The sequence below is a fragment of the Kluyvera georgiana ATCC 51603 genome, from assembly GCF_001654985.1.
Lineage (GTDB): Bacteria > Pseudomonadota > Gammaproteobacteria > Enterobacterales > Enterobacteriaceae > Kluyvera > Kluyvera georgiana.
In genome coordinates, this window is record NZ_LXEU01000049.1 from 34,606 (window position 1) to 50,953 (window position 16,348).

The following is a 16,348-nucleotide window of genomic DNA, read 5'->3' on the forward strand; positions in this document are numbered from 1 at the left end:
TGAGGGTTTACCCCGGCGTCGACTATCCCTCGGCCGGGCTACCTGTTACTTACCGGCTTCCGGATGGGTGTCGAACGCCGCCATCACCGCCGCCAGTTCGCTAACGCTAAAGCCATATTTCGCATCGGTGACGCCAAGTCCAAAGCGAGTTTGTAGCGCTTCATACAGCGCGGGCACGTCCGGGAAATCCACCTTCTCAATCACGTGGTTTTTATCCCAGTGGGTAAAGTGAAAGTTGGTTAACGTCATCTTGCCGCCGTCCGGCAGATGGCGGCACATCAGCAGGTGATGACGGAAATGCGACTGCGGCCAGTGCGCCGACCAGAAGTTGCCCATCACATAGTCAGAAGCGTACTGACGGCCCAAATCGAAGTGGTACATCGACTGCCAGTGGTCGTGATGGCTGTATTGCAGGATCCACTCCTGATTTTCATACAGCAAACGGTAATCACCGTGCGGGGTCGATTGCATAATATCCGCCAGCAACTTGATCGGCGCGGTCAGCGTCTGGCCGCCAAAACCAACGTCGGCAATCCAGCGCTCGCCGTCGACCTCGACCAGCAGCAGGCGATGAGTACGCGGCGGCATCTGCGGCGGATGCGCCAGCACAACCCGCCCCAGCAGGCTACGCACGTGGAAGCCAATCTCCCGCAGGACGCGCTCAAACAGGCCATTCTGTTCAAAGCAGTAGCCGCCACGACGCGCGTGAACCAGCTTATCTTCCAGCGCCTGGTCATCAAGATGCATCTCTCGCGGCAGCAGAACATCGAGGTTCTCAAAGGGAATCGCGCTGTTGTGATGGATATGTAAACTACGCAGCGTCTCAAGTGAGACATTCGGTGTGCCCGTCCAACCCAGACGAGCAAAATAGGCGTTTAAAAAAGGGGTCATCAATGGCTCCAGCATGAGGTTTCCGTTCTTTTATAGCCTATTTTGCGCCGCAGATTGACTGTTTTGTGCGATCGATTGAGCTAGCGTATATTGCGCTGCATCAACGCCAGCGCGCCGAGCATCAGCGCCAGACCGACGCACAGTGTCAGGCTTGCCATCGCCATCCCCTGCCCGACGGAACCCTGCTCAAACTGCCGCCAGATAAACACCGCCACGGTCTGGGTGCCAGCCGGCGCCAGCAACAACGACGTCACCAGCTCGCGAGAGGCGATGGCAAACACCATCAGCATCGCCGCCAGCAGCGCCGGGAACACCAGCGGCAGCACAATCAGGCGTAGCGCCTGCCATGGCGACGCGCCGTGCACCCGCGCAGCGGGTTCCAGGTTGCCACCCAACTGACGCAGCGCGCTGCTGACGTAACGCACCGGCCACGGCAGCAGCAGACAGCAATAGGACAGCAGCAGCATAAACCACGTGTTATACGGTGAAACCGGCCAGAACGGCTGGTTCCACAGCAGGATCAGCCCTACGCCAACCACAACGCCCGGTAACGCGGCGGGCATCAACGACAGCGCGTCAATCAGCGCGCTACCTTTGATTTTTTGCACCAGTACCAGCCACGCCGCCGCCAGCCCCAGCAGGCCGACGATCAGCGCAGAGGCCAGCGCCAGCGACAGACTGGTGCCCAGCGCCGACAGCGCATCGCCTTGCTGAGCAAACAGCGCGCTAAAATGTCTGAGCGTAAGGTTGCCCGTATTCACGCCGCTGGAGAGCGTTCCCATCAGACTGGTGAGTATCATCGACACGCCGGGCAGGACAACCGCCAGCCCGCCCACGCAGGCCATCAGCGCCAGCGCAGGCATGCGCATCCAGCCCAGCGCCGCTCCGCGGTTCTCTGCGGGTTTGCCGGTCACGCTGGTCACCTCGGTGCTGCCGGTTAACCGCTTTTGCAGCCACCAGGCCAGCAGCGCGACCACGACCAGCAGAATAGACAGCCAGGAAGCACCGGTTAAATCAATCGGCCAGTCGGCGAGCTTTTTCTCGATCCCGACGGTCAGCATCACCACACCCGCCCGCGAACCTAACGCCGCCGGTACGCCATACTCTTCAATCGCCAGGGTGAACGCCAGCAGCATTCCTGCCGCCAGCGCCGGTGAGAGCATCGGTAGCGTCACGTGCCAGAAGGCCTGCCAGCCGTTAGCCCCGTGCACGCGCGCCACGGTAGCCAGCCGCTGGCCGCTCGCCAACAGGCTGCGGGAAACGGCGAAATAAACCACCGGGAAGATATTGAGCGTCATCACCAACACGATGCCCAGCCGGCTGAATAACAGATCGTTAAGATCCCAGCCGGTCAGCTGTTGCAGGTAGCCGTTGTGCTGAAGCACCAGCATCCACGACAGCGCGGCAATGTACGGCGGCGTGAGAAACGGGATCAGAAACACGATATCCCACAGTCTGGGCAGCGGTAGGTTAAAGAGCCCACGCAGTACGCCGAGCGGCAGGCCGAGTATCACGCTCGCCAGCGCAACGCCGCAGGCAATCCACAGCGTACCGCCCAGCATCGGCATAAGCTGCGGATCGTCAAGTAACGCCATTAACCCGCTGAACGGCGCGCGTAGCGAACCTGCACTGAACTGCGGGAATATGGCCTGTAAAAGAATAAATAACAGCGGTAGCGCCACCAGCCCCACCAGAGCGGCGAGCGTGGCGCAGGCGATCATGTGTTTTTTCACCCGAAGATCCTTGAGGGAGAAGCCAATCCCCGGCGTCGGCTACGCCTCGGCCGGGCAACGAGCGTTATTGACCGAACAGCGTGCTAAAGCGGGCCAGAACGGCGCTACGCTCGCTGCTGCCGTCGCTGGTGGTAGGCAGTACTTTCAGTTCGCCAAGCAGCGGACGTTTTGCCGCCACATCGCTGCGGGCGGGCATCAACCAGGCGTCGGCAACCATCGTCTGGCCTTCCGGCGACAGCACGTAGTCGACAAAGGCTTTAGCGTCATCGGCGTGCTGCGTGGTTTTGAGGATCATCATCGGGCGCGGCGCAATCACCGTGCCGCTGGCCGGGAAGATCACCTTCAGCGACTCTCCCTGCGCGATATTGCCGTAAGAGACATAGTCCACCGCGCCAAATACCGCCGCTTTCGCCCCCTGCATCACCGGCGTCACCGCTTGGGCATTGGGGCCACTCACCACCATACCGTTATTTTTCAACGCTTCGAACAGCGCCCAGGCTTTATCGCCCATGCCGTTTTGCAACCCGATCAGCAAATCCAGCGACGCGCCGGAAAGCGCCGGGTCGGGCGTGGTGACCTTATCTTTAAAGGACGCGTCGGTGAGATCGCGCCACTCTTTGGGTTCCGGTGTGCCGCTTTTGCTATTCCAGACGATCCCCAGCGCGGAAATCCCCTGCGCCACGTAATCGGTCGATTTCAACGTGGGAGGAACTTTATCGGCATTACCGCTCTGGTAAGGCAACAGCCAGCCACGCTGATGCAGGTCTTCCGCCGTATCCCACGAAGCGGAGATCAGCACATCCGCCTGCGGATTGGCCTGCTCGGCTTCTAGCCGCGCCATCACTTTGCCGGTAGTGGCCTGAAAAATATTCACCTTCACCCCGGTTTTCTTTTCAAAACCGCTGGCCAGACTTTTCGCCAGCGCCCCCGGCCCGGCCGTATACACGGTCAGCGCATGGGCGCTGGACACCATAGAAGCAGATAACATCATCGCTAGCGCAACACCTTTTGGACTGGTTTTCATACAAGTTCCCCTGAAGTAGAAGCAGCGGTGCGGACGGCGGCAATGCTGCCCGCAGAAAGATGCACAATGCGGTCTGCCAGCAGTTCGGCCTCGCGGCGATCGTGGGTGACGTAAACAGCGGTAATCGCCAGCTGGCGCAACAGGCGGCTCATTTCCATACACAGCGACTCGCGCAGTTCGCTGTCGAGGTTAGAGAGCGGCTCGTCGAACAGCAGTACGCGGGGTTCGGCGACGATCGCCCGCGCCAGCGCCACCCGCTGCTGCTGGCCGCCGGACAGCCCGGAGGGTTTACGTTCACCGAAGCCGGAAAGCCCGACCATCGCCAATGCGTCGTTGACTCGCCGCTGCCGTTCGTCGCGGGGGACATGGCGCATACGCAGCGGAAAAGCGACGTTCTGCGCCGCCGTCATATGCGGCCACAGGGCGTAGTCCTGGAACACCATGCCAATGTCGCGCTGTTCAGGCGGCAAACCCCAGCCTGGCCTGGCGACGAGACGATCGCCGAAGTGAATATCGCCCGCTGCCGGAACGGTCAGCCCCGCCAGCAGCCGCAGCAGCGTGCTTTTACCGCAGCCGGACGGCCCCAGTAGCGCGACAATGCTGCCGGCATCGATATGCAGATTGATATGATTGAGCACGGTGGTGGCACCGAAAGCGAAGGAAACGCCGTCGAGCCGAATGCTGGTCAGCGCGCGCATTATCGCCCTCCCCATTGGGAAAACGATGCTCTACCCGCGGTCAATGCCCGCCGGGCCGCGCTCACCTGCATGAACATCAGGGGAGCAAACATAATGTGTATCCTCTTTGGGACTTAGTGCGGGCGACTATAGGCAGCGAAGATGACGCATTGATTACGCTTTTATGGCAATTTAGTGTGTTAGCCAGCATCCGCCCTGTTTATGAGGAACCTCTATGAGCCGTTTTCGCCCCGTCGAACTTCACCACGCCAGCCGTTTGCTTAACCATGGCCCAACCATTCTGATAACCAGCTATGACGATGAAACGAAGCGCCGCAACGTGATGGCCGCGGCCTGGTCGATGCCGGTGGAATTCGAACCGCCGCGCATCGCCATCGTGGTGGATAAAAATGCCTGGTCGCGGGAAATTATTGAACGTAACGGTACCTTTGGCATCGTGGTGCCGGGCGTTGCCGCCGCCAACTGGACCTATGCGGTTGGCAGCATCAGCGGGCGCGAAGAGGATAAGTTCAATGCCTACGGCATTCCGGTGATTAACGGACCGGTGCTGGGCTTGCCAGTGGTGGAAGAAAAATGCCTGGCATGGATGGAGTGCCGACTGCTGCCCGCCACCGCGGCGGCATCACACTATGACACCCTGTTTGGCGAAGTGGTTTCCGCTGCTGCCGATGAACGGGCGTTCGTCGCCGGTCGTTGGCAGTTCGACGATGATAAGCGCAATACGCTACATCATCTTGGTGCAGGCACCTTTGTCGCCAGTGGTAAACAGATCCGCGTGCCGCTCATTGACGCGCAATAAGGTCTTTTTTGAAGACTGCGCAAAAAATTTGTGCAGTCTTCTTAGCAGGAATGAAACACCGCTCCAACAACTCTTTGTTTTATCAACAATTCCCTCCTCTATTTCGCGCAAAAAAATGTCTGCGTAGACCAATAAAATATCGGCAATGCTCACAGAATATGAACGCAAAATTTTTTCGTATTGCGCATATGAAATGCGTAGTGATTTAATCCTTATTGCCAAATCTTCTTTACACGTAGACTGAGAATAAAAATGGAAAAGCGTTCACTGAATAAAAATATTGATTTACTCCTGCGCGGTTTTACTGAATTAAAAGATAACGGGCGTTTTAATGAACCCAATCTTGACGGTAGCGCCGGAGATTATATTTCATTCTCCAGCTGGGAATGGCCGCAGGGCGTTGGGCTATTTGGACTGGTACGTTTATGGGAAAACACAAAGTCTGATGATCTATATCAAATTATCGATCAGTGGTTTCAGGGAAATATCGAAAAAGGTCTGCCGAGCCTCAACGTAAATACCACCGCGCCGATGCTGCCCCTCTCGCTGTTCTGGTCCCATCACCGTCAGCCGCACTACCAGCAGGTGCTGGATAACTGGGCAAACCGCGTAATGACTGAACTCCCGCGGACGCCGGAACAAGGTTTCCAGCATGTGGTTTCCGACGGTATTAACGAAATGGAGATCTGGGACGACACGCTGTTTATGGTGGTGCTGTTCCTCGCACACTACGGTACGGTTTCCGGGCGTCAGGAGCTGGTTGATGAGGCGGTGCGTCAGTTCCTGCTGCATGCGCGCTATCTTAACGATCCGCAAACCGGTTTGTGGTACCACGGCTGGAGCTTTGTTGAGAACAGCAACTTTGCCAAAGCCCGCTGGGCGCGCGGCAACGCGTGGATTACCGTTGGCATCCTTGAACTGCTGGAGCTGGCCGACGTGGGCGCAGGCGTGCGCGAATACCTGATTGAATGCCTGAAGAAACAGGTGAATACCCTTATCGATCTGCAGACGGATAACGGCGCCTGGCACACCCTGCTGGACCATCCAGATTCTTATATCGAAATCTCCGCGACCGCCGGTTTTGGCTACGGCTTATTAAAAGGTGCGCGCCTGGGAATTGGCGACGTTCGCTGGTTAGAAGCGGGAATGAAAGCGCTGGCAATTGTTCAGGATAATATTGATGCCGAAGGAACCGTACATAATGTTTCTTATGGCACGCGAATGGGGCGAACCCTGCAATTTTATAAAGACATTCCATTACAACCAACAGGCTATGGGCAAGCGTTGGCAATATTATGCCTGAGTGAAGGTTTGCGCCTGGCGGATAACAAATAAAATACGACTCTTCTCTTTGGGAGAAAAAATGGCTATTGAATATAGTAATTTTAATTTAACGGCGGGTAACGCCGTGCGCTACTGGCAGCTATCTGATATTACAAGTTTGCGCTATGACACGGTGGATTCGCCAATGGCTGGCGAAATGGATCCGTTTTTCTTTTTAAGCAAACATAAAAACTTTATTCCTCACACCTACCCGTGCCGCGATGATTTTCGCCAGCACTTTGCCGAGAAAAAGCCGCAGCCGTTCGCCAGCGCAAGCTATACGCGCTGGTGGTTCCCGTTTGCCTCTGACAGAGTCGACCTCTCGGGCTTTTGGTTCCGACCTACCCGCGTCGGCGCCTGGGCCAGAACGCAGCTCGACTGCCCACAGGCGGGTGAGTATCGTTTCCGTCTGGCGACCTGCGGCGGCGCATTGCTCAAGCTGAACGGCGAAGAAGTGCTCTGGATGGCAGATTATCAGCGCAACCTGGAAAATCAGCGCGAATTCACCCTTTCGCTGAAAGCGGGGAAAAATGAGCTGGAGCTGTGGTTCGATGACTTAGCCGAACGCGATATTCGCTTCTTCTTCCAGCTCGACTACCTTGCCGGCGAACCGCTGCAGGTCGCACTGGAAACCCCGCTGGTCGACGCACAGGTCAAAGAGATGGAGCAGCTGCTTGACGGCGTCTCCTTTGAGCATCCGGTGTATAACCGCGGCACCATTCGTCTGGTATTTCCTCAGCCGGCATCGACGGACTATGACCTGCACGTCAATGTGCTGGGCGATTTTATCTCTCTTGATGAACCGGTCGCGCTGAACAGCCGTCTGCCCGCCGGTGAGTCGCTGGTCGCCATTGCGGAAAGCGAAGACATCCCGGCGGACTTCCGTAATTTCCACATTACGCTGCAACGCGAAGGCTTCAGGATGAGCCGCACCCTCGGCGTCGAAATCTGCCACGCCGATCGCCAGACGGCAATCCCGCAAACCCAGGAAGCGCGCATTGCGGAAGCGTTGAACGTGGTTGCTCAGGAAGGTGAATACAGCAGCGTCAAAGCGCTGGCGCGCCTGGCCTGCGGCCTTAACGATGCGCAAACTCAGCAGATGCTGGATGGCGTTCTGCCGTCGGTACTCGACTGCCATGATTGCGCTGACTTTACGCTGGTACCGCTGCTGTGGTGTCGCACCGTGTGGGGTGACAAGATCGATCCCGCGGTTCGCGGGCGCATCGATGATGCCATTCTGCGCTTCCGTTACTGGATGGACGAACCGGGCAACGATGTTCAGTGGTACTTCTCTGAGAACCACGCGCTGCTGTTCCACACCGCCGCGCTGCTGGCAGGCAACCTCTTCCCGGATGCCATTTTCACCCGTTCCGGGCGCAGCGGTCGCGAACAGGCGGCGGCGGGTAAAGCTCGCGTCATCAGCTGGCTGGATCATTTCGAGCAGTGTGAAATGGCCGAATGGAACTCCGCGCCTTATTTCCCTATCGATCTAAAAGGGCTCACCGCGCTGGCCGCCCTGTCTGGCGACGAACAAATAAGCCAACGCGCCATTGCGGCGATCGCGCGTTTGCTGGCACAGATTGCCCGTTCCGCTCACCAGGGATTCCTGACCGCCTCGCAGGGGCGTTCTTACGAACATACCCTTCGCGCCGGGCGCTCTCTGGAGCTGGCGGCGATATCACGTCTGCTCTGGGGTAAAGGCAACTACGGCTGTCGTTTCCATGTCCTACCGCAACTCGCCCTGCTGCTGCGCGATGGCCTGCTCACCCTACCGGTAGAACTGGCGGAGGTGGCCGCGTGGCAAAAAGAGAGCGCCATTGAGTGGTGCTTTGCTCAGGGGGCCAACCGGATTGCCAAGCTCTATCACTACAAAAACCGCCACGCGGCGATGGGCTCAATTGCCGGCTACCGCTGGGGAGAATGGGGTTATCAGGAGACGCCTTTCCATTTGCGTCTTGGCAACCAACCCGAAGCGCAGATCTGGATTAACCACCCCGGTGAAACCCTGCACGGCGGTTTCGGTCGCCCTTCTTACTGGGGTGGCTGCGGCACGCTGCCTCGCGTTCAGCAATATCGCGGGCTGGCCGTACTGACGTTCAATCTGCATGCCGATCAGCCGCCGTTTACGCATGCATGGCTGCCGCAAAGCCAGTTCGATGAAGTCGCTATCAACGGCCAGCGCGCTGCCGTACGTAGCGGCGACGGCATGGCGCTACTGGTGGGCAATCAGGCGTTCGAAACGGTGAATACGGGCCCAACCCGCGGCTGTGAAATTCGCCTTAACGGGCAACAAACCTGCTGGCTGGTTCGCATCAACGATCGGGTCGACAGCACTCTGGATACTTTGAGCGCGCGCTTTAACGACCTGACCATGACGCAACATGACGACGGCAGTATCGAAGTCAACGATCCCCTGTACGGCACGGTGCGCTTCCTGGCCGATGGACGGGTGAGCGCCGAAGACCGCACGCTTGACCCACAGCAGTGGACCGTTGCAGGCAGTAGCAGTGAACTTCCTCTGTAACCAACGCCCGGCAGAGACCGGGCAAGGAAAATAATAATGGATACGCAAATAGATAAACCGTCTGCGCCTGCCGGGCAGACCTCTGGTGACGTTAATCCGAATACGCTGCACAACCCCGCTCGCGAAGTGGCGAAACCGAAAAGCAACTATCGCTGGGTCGTGTGTTCCATGCTGGTATTTGCGACGACGGTTAACTACATGGACCGTCAAATTCTCGGCCTGCTGGCGCCGATGCTGCAAAAAGATATCGGCTGGACGCAGATGGAGTACAGCTGGCTGGTTAATGCGTTTACCGTCGCCTACGGCGTCGGCACGCTGGTGTGCGGGCGCATTATCGACAAACTGGGGACCAAAATCAGCTATGCGGTGGCCATGGTGGTCTGGAGCGCCGCGGCAATGGCGCACGCGGTCGTCGGTTCGGTTGCCGGTTTTGCGCTGGTGCGCGTGCTGCTGGGTCTCGGTGAGTCGGCTAACTTTCCGGCCGCGATGAAGGTCATTGCCGAGTGGCATCCCAAGAAAGAGCGTACGCTGGCCACCGGTATTCTCGGGGTTGCGGTCAATATCGGCGTGGTCATCTCGCCGGCGTTGATCCCGCTTATCGCAGTACATTACGGCTGGCACGGCGCATTCTTAATTCTCGGTGCCGTCGGCTTCCTGTGGCTGATTCCGTGGTTTATCGCCTTTGGTCCGGTTAGAGCGAAAGCCAGCGCCGAAGAACAGGCGTGGATTGCCCAGGATAAAGAAGAAGCCGTCAGCGTTTCCGCGATTAAGTGGACGCGTCTGCTGGGCTACCGTCAACTGTGGGCCGTCGCATTAGGCAAAATGTTGACCGACCCCATCTGGTGGTTCTTCCTGTTCTGGTTGCCAAAATGGCTCAACGAGTCGCGCGGTATCAACATGGAAGGTCTGGGTCTGCCGCTGATTGTCATTTATCTGTTCGCGATCGTCGGCAGTCTGGGCGCGGGCTGGTTACCCGGTAAGCTGATGAGCAAAGGCTTTAGCACCGCCCGCGCGCGTAAAATCACCATGCTGATTTGCGCCTGCCTGGTACTGCCGATTTTCGCCGCTACTCAGGTCGAAAATCTGTGGGCCGCCGTCGCGCTGGTTGGTTTAGCTGCGGCAGCACACCAGGGGTGGTCCGCCAACATTCTGACCTCGGTATCCGACCTGTTCCCAAGCGCCGCCGTTGGTTCCGTCGTCGGGATCGGCAGCACCTTCGGGATGATCGGCAGCGTTATCTTCTCTACGGTGATTGGCGCCGTACTGGAAGCCTCCGGCAACTACTGGGCGCTGTTCGCCATCAGCTCTGTCGCTTATCTGCTGGCATGGGCGGTGATGTATCTGCTGTTAGTACCGAAAATGGAACGGGCCAAATTCGAGTAACCCGCTCCTCTCCGGCTGGCCCGTATCAGGCGATACGGGCCACCGATTGACGCTCCACGATGGCGCACGCCAGCTCAATACGTCGCGGTATTTCCACACTTCCTGCAATCATATCCTGCAACAGCTCCAGCGCCAGCGTGCCAATTTCCTGTACCGGCAAATGTACGGTGGTCAACGGCGGCGTGGCAAACTCCGCCTGCGGCAGGTTATTCATCCCGATCACCGAAATATCTTCCGGCACCCGCAGACCTAAGGCCCGCACGCCATTGATCGCCCCGAGCGCCAGCGAGTCATTCGCACAGAGTATTGCCGTGCACTCACGCGGATTATCGCGAAAACGCGCGATCACCGCCTGCTCCGCCAGCTCTGGTAGCCAGTCGGTGACCGTCAGGATACGTGAATCGTCGCACAGCAGTTGACGGCAACGCATCGCGTCCCGCCAGCCGTCTTCACGCTGTTCAATCGTTCGGCGGCCCGGATGCGTCAAAAAAAGAATATCGCGATGGCCTCGATCCAGCAGGTATTCACAGGCCATACGCGTGGCCGAGCGGTTACACGGCAGCACGCTGGATAAGCGCATCAGCGGATCTTCGGTGTTCACCAGCACCGCCGGTTTTTTCAGGTTCACTACCGTGTTGAGAAAGCCGCTGTCATCCACCGTCAGCGCCAGTACGCCGCCTACATCCGGTTCTTCCAGCAGCGCTTGCAGTGCGCCGTTATCATTATCGTTGAGCGGATGAGTGGTGAGATCGACGCCCAGCACTTTCGCACGCTCTTTCAAGCCTTGCAGAACATACCAGCTGAACTGGTAGCGGTTATAATCGAGCATCGCCACCTGCGAAATGGCCAGAACAATGCGCGCGCCACCCAGCTCCTGAGCCGGGGTGTACCGCATCGCCCGCGCCACTTCCTGAATACGCGTACGCAGTTCGTGGCTGACCCCTTTTTCACCCGAGAGGGCTCGTGACACCGTACTGAGCGAGGTGCGACAACGGGTCGCGATATCCTCCAGCCGGACGCGGCGATATCCCGCATCGCGCTCGGCCTGATTGTCTGGTTTACTCATCTCTCATCCTTTCTGCCGCCGCTCTTCACTCGGCGTAATCCCAAAGACCTTTTTATACAGTGTGGTGAAATGATTGCTGTTAGCGAAGCCGCATAAATAAGCAATTTCGGTCACCGACATTTCCGTTTCACGTAATTTAACCCGCGCCGAAACCAATCGCAGCCGTTTTAAATAGTTATCCGGCGTTAATCCCGTCGCCTCTTTAATATGACGAAACGCGGTGCGGGTCGTTAAATGGAAGGTCTCAGCCAGCTGTTGCCAGTTATGATCTTCAAAGCAGTGTTCTTGTAGCCAGGTTAATAGCTTATGCAGCTTATATTTGGTAGAGCTGTATTCGGCCTGCGTTTGCGCATATTGCAGCGTGGTCACCAGCTGAAAAAAACGCGCTTCGCGTAACGCCTGATTTTCCGCTTCCTGCATCTCTGGCCGAAAAATCTGTGTAATCATCTCTTTACAAGCCATACGGGTTTCCGGCGATAGCCACCCGTAGCAGCTGGCCTGCTGTGCGGAAAACTGCCCCAGCAGCGTGTCAATCTGCTGCAAATAATGGAACGGCACCTGCGGATTGATCAAAATATTAATCAGCTTAAGGGTTCCCAGTTCGTCGTAAAAATGAAAATCGCCGGATTTGACGTAAAAAACGTCACCTTGCTGAATATACAGCGGGCGGCCATTAATAACGTGCAGACCGTGTCCCTGCTCCACAATCACCAGCTCATCAAATTCGTGGTTATGCTCGCAGTTATTATCCTCGGGATCGCTGGCATACATTGCCAGCTTATCGCCGGTATTGGCGAAATAATATTCAGTAGTCAGTGTAATCATTGATGCTATCCAAACGGCTTAGCGCACCACGGCAAGATAAGCCATTTTCTTCCTGACGACGATGGAGAATCGCGGATTTGTGATCGTCAGTCGCACTATCCCACCATCAGTGCCACTCTCCCACCAAATTTGGCATTAGCAGAGTGGTTGTCGTCCGTCACGCCGCCGTATCCTGCGGACAACTTATTCCGAGGACGTCGTATGTCACAAGCCATTCAGCTTAATGCCCAGATTCCCATGGTTCGCCAGCCGCAGTTCTTGCACAAAGCGGACTCGCTCATCCCCGAGCTGCATCGTCAGCCGCGATCGCCGCTTGCCGTCATCAACGCCGTTGCCGATCCGCAGGCGCTGTTCGGCTGGCGCGCCGAGCCGCTCTGTTCGCTGGAGGCGCTGTATCAGCGCGAGTTTAGCGAAGGCGAAAGCGTAATTATCGATTTTGGCAGCCACTGCGTCGGTTATCTGCAGTTTGCCTGTCACAGCGCCGGAAGCCCGCCGGATGCCCCCGCCCATCTGCAGCTCACCTTTGGCGAAACGCTCTGCGAGGTGTGCGAACCGTTTAGCGATTACCGCGGCTGGCTCAGCAGCAGTTGGCTGCAACAGCAGGACTTATGGCTGGACGTGCTGCCCGCCGAGGTTGCGCTACCGCGTCGCTACTGCTGCCGCTACGTGAAAATTGAGGTCAAAGCCGTGTCGCGCAAATTCCGCCTGCGCTTCGACAACCTGTTGCTCAACACCGTCACTTCGGCCCCCGAGCGCTGCCCGCCATGTGAGAGCGCCGACGCCGAACTCCAGGCCATTGACCGGGTGTCGGTACTGACGCTGAAAAACTGCATGCAGGAAGTTTTTGAAGATGGTCCAAAGCGCGATAGACGCCTGTGGCTGGGCGATCTTCGCCTACAGGCGCTGGTCAATGACGTGACCTTTGCCCGCCACGATCTGGTGCGCCGTTGCCTGTATCTGTTCGCTGGCCACACGCGGGCCGACGGCATGGTTTCCGCCAACGTCTTCGTCAAACCGCAGACGATCGCCGACGACACCTTCCTGTTCGACTACTCGCTCTTTTTTGTCGATGTTCTCTACAACTATCTGCAAAGCGCCGAAGATCTTGCCACAGCGCGCGAATTGTGGCCGGTCGCCAGACGACAGCTCGAACTGGCCTTTATCCGCCTCGACGACAGTGGGATCGTGCGCGACAGCGACGACTGGTGGGTGTTTATCGACTGGCAAGAAAGTTTAAACAAACAGGCCGCGGCCCAGGGCGTGCTGATCTACTGCCTGCAACGCGGCCTGTGGCTGGCTGAACGGTTTGAGCCGCAGCTTGTCGCCGCCTATCGCGCACAGCTTCAGCGCTTAAAAGCGGCGGCGCAAACACAGTTCTGGGATGACACGCAGGGCTATTTCATCAGCGGCGAGGCGCGCCAGGTTTCCTGGGCTTCGCAAATCTGGCTAGTGCTGGCGGAAGTCGGCCACCCGGAACAGCGTCTGGCGGTAATGCAGCGGCTGCTGAGCCATCCGCCAACGATCGCCATGAATACCCCCTATCTCCGCCACCATTTTATTGCCGCCCTGCTGCAATGCGGGCTGCGCGAGCAGGCAGTCAAGGAGATCAAAGCCTACTGGGGGGAAATGGTGCGCTATGGCGCGGACACCTTCTGGGAAGTGTTTGATCCGCAGCATCCTGAATTTTCTCCGTATGGTAGCAAGCTTATCAATAGCTACTGCCATGCATGGAGCTGTACCCCGGCCTGGTTTATCCGCCTGTACGGTCTGTAACAACTAACGCGAGTTTATTTATATGGCAGAAACAACGTTTGAACGCTGGAAACAGCGCGTGGGCTACGGTATCGCCGATCTCTCCTGCAACCTGGTGTGGCAGCTTATCTCGCTTTACCTGATGTTTTTTTACACCGACGTGATGGGCTTACCGGCTTACTACGTTGGGTTGATGTTCCTCGTCACCCGCCTGGTCGACGGCGTGGCCGACGTGCTGATGGGGCTGGTGATAGACAATACCGCCACCCGCTGGGGCCGCTGCCGTCCCTATCTGCTGTTCGGCGCGGTTCCCTTTGGCCTACTGTGCATTCTGGCGTTCTATGTTCCGGACTTTGGCACCACCGGCAAACTGGTATACGCCTTTATCACCTATCTGTGCCTGTCGTTTCTCTATACGCTGGTGAATATTCCGTTCTGCGCCATGCTGCCGTTCCTGACTAACGACTCCGGCGAGCGTACCACGCTCTCCACCGTGCGCATTTTACTCGGTTCCCTTGGCGCAACCATTGTGGCCGTCGCCACGCTGCCGCTGGTGAGCGCGCTGGGTAAAGGTAACCAGGCACACGGTTTCTTCTCTACGGCGATCGTTTTCGGCGTTATCGCCACCTTCTTTTTGCTGGTTAGCTTTCGCAACGTGAAAGAGAGCATCAGTATTACCCAGGAGCGCATGACCCTCAAGCGCGCGTGGGTGAGCCTGAGAGCTAACCGTCCGTGGTTTGTTTTTGCCATCAATATTTTTCTGATGTGGGGCGCGTTTTTCTTCCAGACCGGCGCGCTGGTGTACTTCTTCCACTACTACGTCGGCAACGTTGAGCTCACGGCAGTGGTCGCAGGTATTTCCACCTTCGTGCCGTTGCTCGGCACGCTAACGGTACCGATGCTCGCCAGCCGCATGAAAAAACGTCATGTCTATCTGGTCGCCAGCACGATTAACCTGCTGGGCATGGGGGTGATGATTGTGGCCGGAGCAAATACGTGGGGGCTGATTGTTGGCGCCGTGATCCTGTCGCTCGGCGCAGGCCAGCGCACGGCGATTTACTTCTCAATGCAGGCCGACCCGGTCGACTACGGGGTATGGAAAACCGGCATTAATACCGCAGGTATTCTCACCTCCATTAATGGTTTCCTCGGTAAAGTCGCCATGGCGGGAGCCGGGGCAATTATCGGCGTGCTGCTCTCTTCCAGCGGCTATGTCGCCAACGCGACGCAAAGCGACAGCGCCATGCTGGCGATAAAAGCCTGCTATCTGTATATCCCGGCGCTGTTGATTATCGCTTCGATGATCTGTATTGGGCGCTTCTATCGTCTGGATGACGACTACGAGCAAATTCGCGCCGACCTGGATGCCGGGCGCTACGCGCCAGCAGAGATAACCGCGGTCGCTACAACGAAAACCGCTTAACAGAAGTCGCCCGGCAAGCCAGAGCTACGCCGGGCGGCTGCATCATCACATGCTGTAACCCGGCTTTTTAATCAGCGTCGCCATCTGCGGCGCAATTTCGTTATCCCATACCTGCTGCCAGTCGCTTTCCTGCACCTGGTTCAGGGCCACGCTGACCGAGCGGTCTTTGGTATTAAGATGGCGAATCAACACTTCAGTGATGTCCGCCGCGAGCGCGGTTTTCTGTTCATCGTTCAGATCGCGGGGGAAACATTTAATATCAACGTGTGGCATGGGCAGGACTCCTTATGGTTAGAGCCCTAAAACTACCACAGTCAGGCCGCTTCATCCGTCATTTCGTGCGCGAACAAGGGGGGATTCCAGCGCTTAATTGCGCGATAAACGCCTCGGTTTCCCGCTGATTACGCAAGCGTACAAAGCGGATGTGCGCCCAGGCCGGGTCGGCCATGTCTTGCAGGTAGCGCTGGCGGTTAAGACGCCAGGTTTTTAGCGTCCACAGAATGATCGAATCGCGGCTAAAAAAAGAACGGCGAAAACTCTCGCGGTTGCCGGTACCCGGCCACAGCTCTTGCTGACGCCATGCGCGCACTGCCGCACGCGTGACGGCCTGCCGAAAGGTGCGCCAGAAACTGTAATCAACCCACACCACCAGATCCACTTCGCGCCATTTTACCGGACGACTGCGATTATAGTTGCCGTCCAGCACCCAGTCAGGGCACGCGGTTGCCTGCGTCAGTCCGACGAAAAGCGCCTCATCGCTGACCCCCTGCCATCCGGATCGCCAGTAAAGCGTATCCATTTCGATATAGGGAACGGAAAGTAGCGCCGCCAGACGCTTTGCCAGCGTCGATTTACCCACGCCGCTGGTGCCTACCACATTGATTTTCATTGTCATCTCACCTGATAT

Annotated in this window: 14 protein-coding genes; 6 read left to right on the forward strand and 8 right to left on the reverse strand. The window is 57.5% G+C overall.

What is annotated here, in order from left to right:
* Positions 1–45: 45 nt before the first annotated feature.
* From nhoA to M989_RS11950, 4 genes are all read right to left on the reverse strand, one after another.
* Positions 46–891 (reverse strand): N-hydroxyarylamine O-acetyltransferase, encoded by an 846-nt coding sequence (gene nhoA, locus M989_RS11935; protein ID WP_064545907.1) that lies wholly within the window; start codon positions 889–891, stop codon positions 46–48.
* Positions 892–971: 80 nt separating this feature from the next.
* Complete coding sequence (locus M989_RS11940; RefSeq protein WP_425337850.1) at positions 972–2,612, reverse strand: ABC transporter permease; 1,641 nt, start codon at positions 2,610–2,612, stop codon at positions 972–974.
* Between the two features lie 76 nt (positions 2,613–2,688).
* Positions 2,689–3,648, reverse strand: coding sequence for an ABC transporter substrate-binding protein (locus M989_RS11945; RefSeq protein ID WP_064545536.1), 960 nt, complete (start codon positions 3,646–3,648; stop codon positions 2,689–2,691).
* Positions 3,645–4,349, reverse strand: coding sequence for an ABC transporter ATP-binding protein (locus M989_RS11950; protein ID WP_167351057.1), 705 nt, complete (start codon positions 4,347–4,349; stop codon positions 3,645–3,647). The genes M989_RS11945 and M989_RS11950 overlap by 4 nt, the downstream gene beginning before the upstream one ends.
* Before the next feature lie 211 nt (positions 4,350–4,560).
* Here M989_RS11950 and M989_RS11955 point away from each other — a divergent pair, with 211 nt between their 5' ends.
* The 4 genes from M989_RS11955 to M989_RS11970 all read left to right on the forward strand — a co-directional run bounded on the left by M989_RS11955 (position 4,561) and on the right by M989_RS11970 (position 10,375).
* On the forward strand, positions 4,561–5,145 hold the full coding sequence (locus M989_RS11955; protein WP_064545540.1) for a flavin reductase family protein: 585 nt from the start codon (positions 4,561–4,563) through the stop codon (positions 5,143–5,145).
* Positions 5,146–5,397: 252 nt separating this feature from the next.
* Entirely contained in the window at positions 5,398–6,480 is a 1,083-nt protein-coding gene (bglB, locus tag M989_RS11960; RefSeq protein ID WP_064545541.1) for a beta-galactosidase BglB, read from the forward strand.
* 28 nt (positions 6,481–6,508) lie between these two features.
* Positions 6,509–8,992, forward strand: a complete 2,484-nt coding sequence (locus M989_RS11965; RefSeq protein ID WP_064545543.1) for a PA14 domain-containing protein — start codon at positions 6,509–6,511, stop codon at positions 8,990–8,992.
* Positions 8,993–9,028: 36 nt separating this feature from the next.
* The gene (locus tag M989_RS11970; protein ID WP_083965154.1) at positions 9,029–10,375 is read left to right on the forward strand and encodes an MFS transporter; all 1,347 of its coding nucleotides are present in this window, start codon (positions 9,029–9,031) and stop codon (positions 10,373–10,375) included.
* 25 nt (positions 10,376–10,400) lie between these two features.
* Here the strand turns inward: M989_RS11970 and M989_RS11975 are convergent, their stop codons facing one another.
* Complete coding sequence (locus M989_RS11975; protein WP_064545545.1) at positions 10,401–11,441, reverse strand: LacI family DNA-binding transcriptional regulator; 1,041 nt, start codon at positions 11,439–11,441, stop codon at positions 10,401–10,403.
* Between the two features lie 3 nt (positions 11,442–11,444).
* Positions 11,445–12,266, reverse strand: a complete 822-nt coding sequence (locus M989_RS11980; RefSeq protein WP_064545547.1) for a helix-turn-helix domain-containing protein — start codon at positions 12,264–12,266, stop codon at positions 11,445–11,447.
* A 201-nt stretch (positions 12,267–12,467) separates the two neighbouring features.
* Between M989_RS11980 and M989_RS11985 the strand changes: the two genes are divergently transcribed.
* Positions 12,468–14,039, forward strand: a complete 1,572-nt coding sequence (locus M989_RS11985; protein ID WP_064545549.1) for an alpha-L-rhamnosidase-related protein — start codon at positions 12,468–12,470, stop codon at positions 14,037–14,039.
* A 22-nt stretch (positions 14,040–14,061) separates the two neighbouring features.
* On the forward strand, positions 14,062–15,441 hold the full coding sequence (locus M989_RS11990; protein WP_064545551.1) for a glycoside-pentoside-hexuronide (GPH):cation symporter: 1,380 nt from the start codon (positions 14,062–14,064) through the stop codon (positions 15,439–15,441).
* A 45-nt stretch (positions 15,442–15,486) separates the two neighbouring features.
* On the opposite strand, the gene pptA is transcribed toward M989_RS11990, so the two are convergent.
* A complete protein-coding gene (gene pptA, locus M989_RS11995; RefSeq protein WP_064545553.1) occupies positions 15,487–15,714 on the reverse strand; it encodes a tautomerase PptA in 228 nt (75 codons plus the stop codon).
* A 58-nt stretch (positions 15,715–15,772) separates the two neighbouring features.
* On the reverse strand, positions 15,773–16,330 hold the full coding sequence (locus tag M989_RS12000) for an AAA family ATPase (RefSeq protein WP_064545554.1): 558 nt from the start codon (positions 16,328–16,330) through the stop codon (positions 15,773–15,775).
* Between the last annotated feature and the right edge of the window lie 18 nt (positions 16,331–16,348).

Excerpts from the sequence above, each read along its gene's own strand:
- pptA (WP_064545553.1), bottom strand. The coding sequence starts at position 15,714 with ATGCCACACGTTGATATTAAATGTTTCCCCCGCGATCTGAACGATGAA.
- M989_RS11940 (WP_425337850.1), bottom strand. The coding sequence starts at position 2,612 with ATGATCGCCTGCGCCACGCTCGCCGCTCTGGTGGGGCTGGTGGCGCTA.
- bglB (WP_064545541.1), top strand. The coding sequence starts at position 5,398 with ATGGAAAAGCGTTCACTGAATAAAAATATTGATTTACTCCTGCGCGGT.
- M989_RS11955 (WP_064545540.1), top strand. The coding sequence starts at position 4,561 with ATGAGCCGTTTTCGCCCCGTCGAACTTCACCACGCCAGCCGTTTGCTT.
- M989_RS11975 (WP_064545545.1), bottom strand. The coding sequence starts at position 11,441 with ATGAGTAAACCAGACAATCAGGCCGAGCGCGATGCGGGATATCGCCGC.
- M989_RS11980 (WP_064545547.1), bottom strand. The coding sequence starts at position 12,266 with ATGATTACACTGACTACTGAATATTATTTCGCCAATACCGGCGATAAG.
- M989_RS11965 (WP_064545543.1), top strand. The coding sequence starts at position 6,509 with ATGGCTATTGAATATAGTAATTTTAATTTAACGGCGGGTAACGCCGTG.
- M989_RS12000 (WP_064545554.1), bottom strand. The coding sequence starts at position 16,330 with ATGAAAATCAATGTGGTAGGCACCAGCGGCGTGGGTAAATCGACGCTG.
- M989_RS11945 (WP_064545536.1), bottom strand. The coding sequence starts at position 3,648 with ATGAAAACCAGTCCAAAAGGTGTTGCGCTAGCGATGATGTTATCTGCT.
- M989_RS11990 (WP_064545551.1), top strand. The coding sequence starts at position 14,062 with ATGGCAGAAACAACGTTTGAACGCTGGAAACAGCGCGTGGGCTACGGT.
- M989_RS11985 (WP_064545549.1), top strand. The coding sequence starts at position 12,468 with ATGTCACAAGCCATTCAGCTTAATGCCCAGATTCCCATGGTTCGCCAG.
- M989_RS11970 (WP_083965154.1), top strand. The coding sequence starts at position 9,029 with ATGGATACGCAAATAGATAAACCGTCTGCGCCTGCCGGGCAGACCTCT.
- nhoA (WP_064545907.1), bottom strand. The coding sequence starts at position 891 with ATGACCCCTTTTTTAAACGCCTATTTTGCTCGTCTGGGTTGGACGGGC.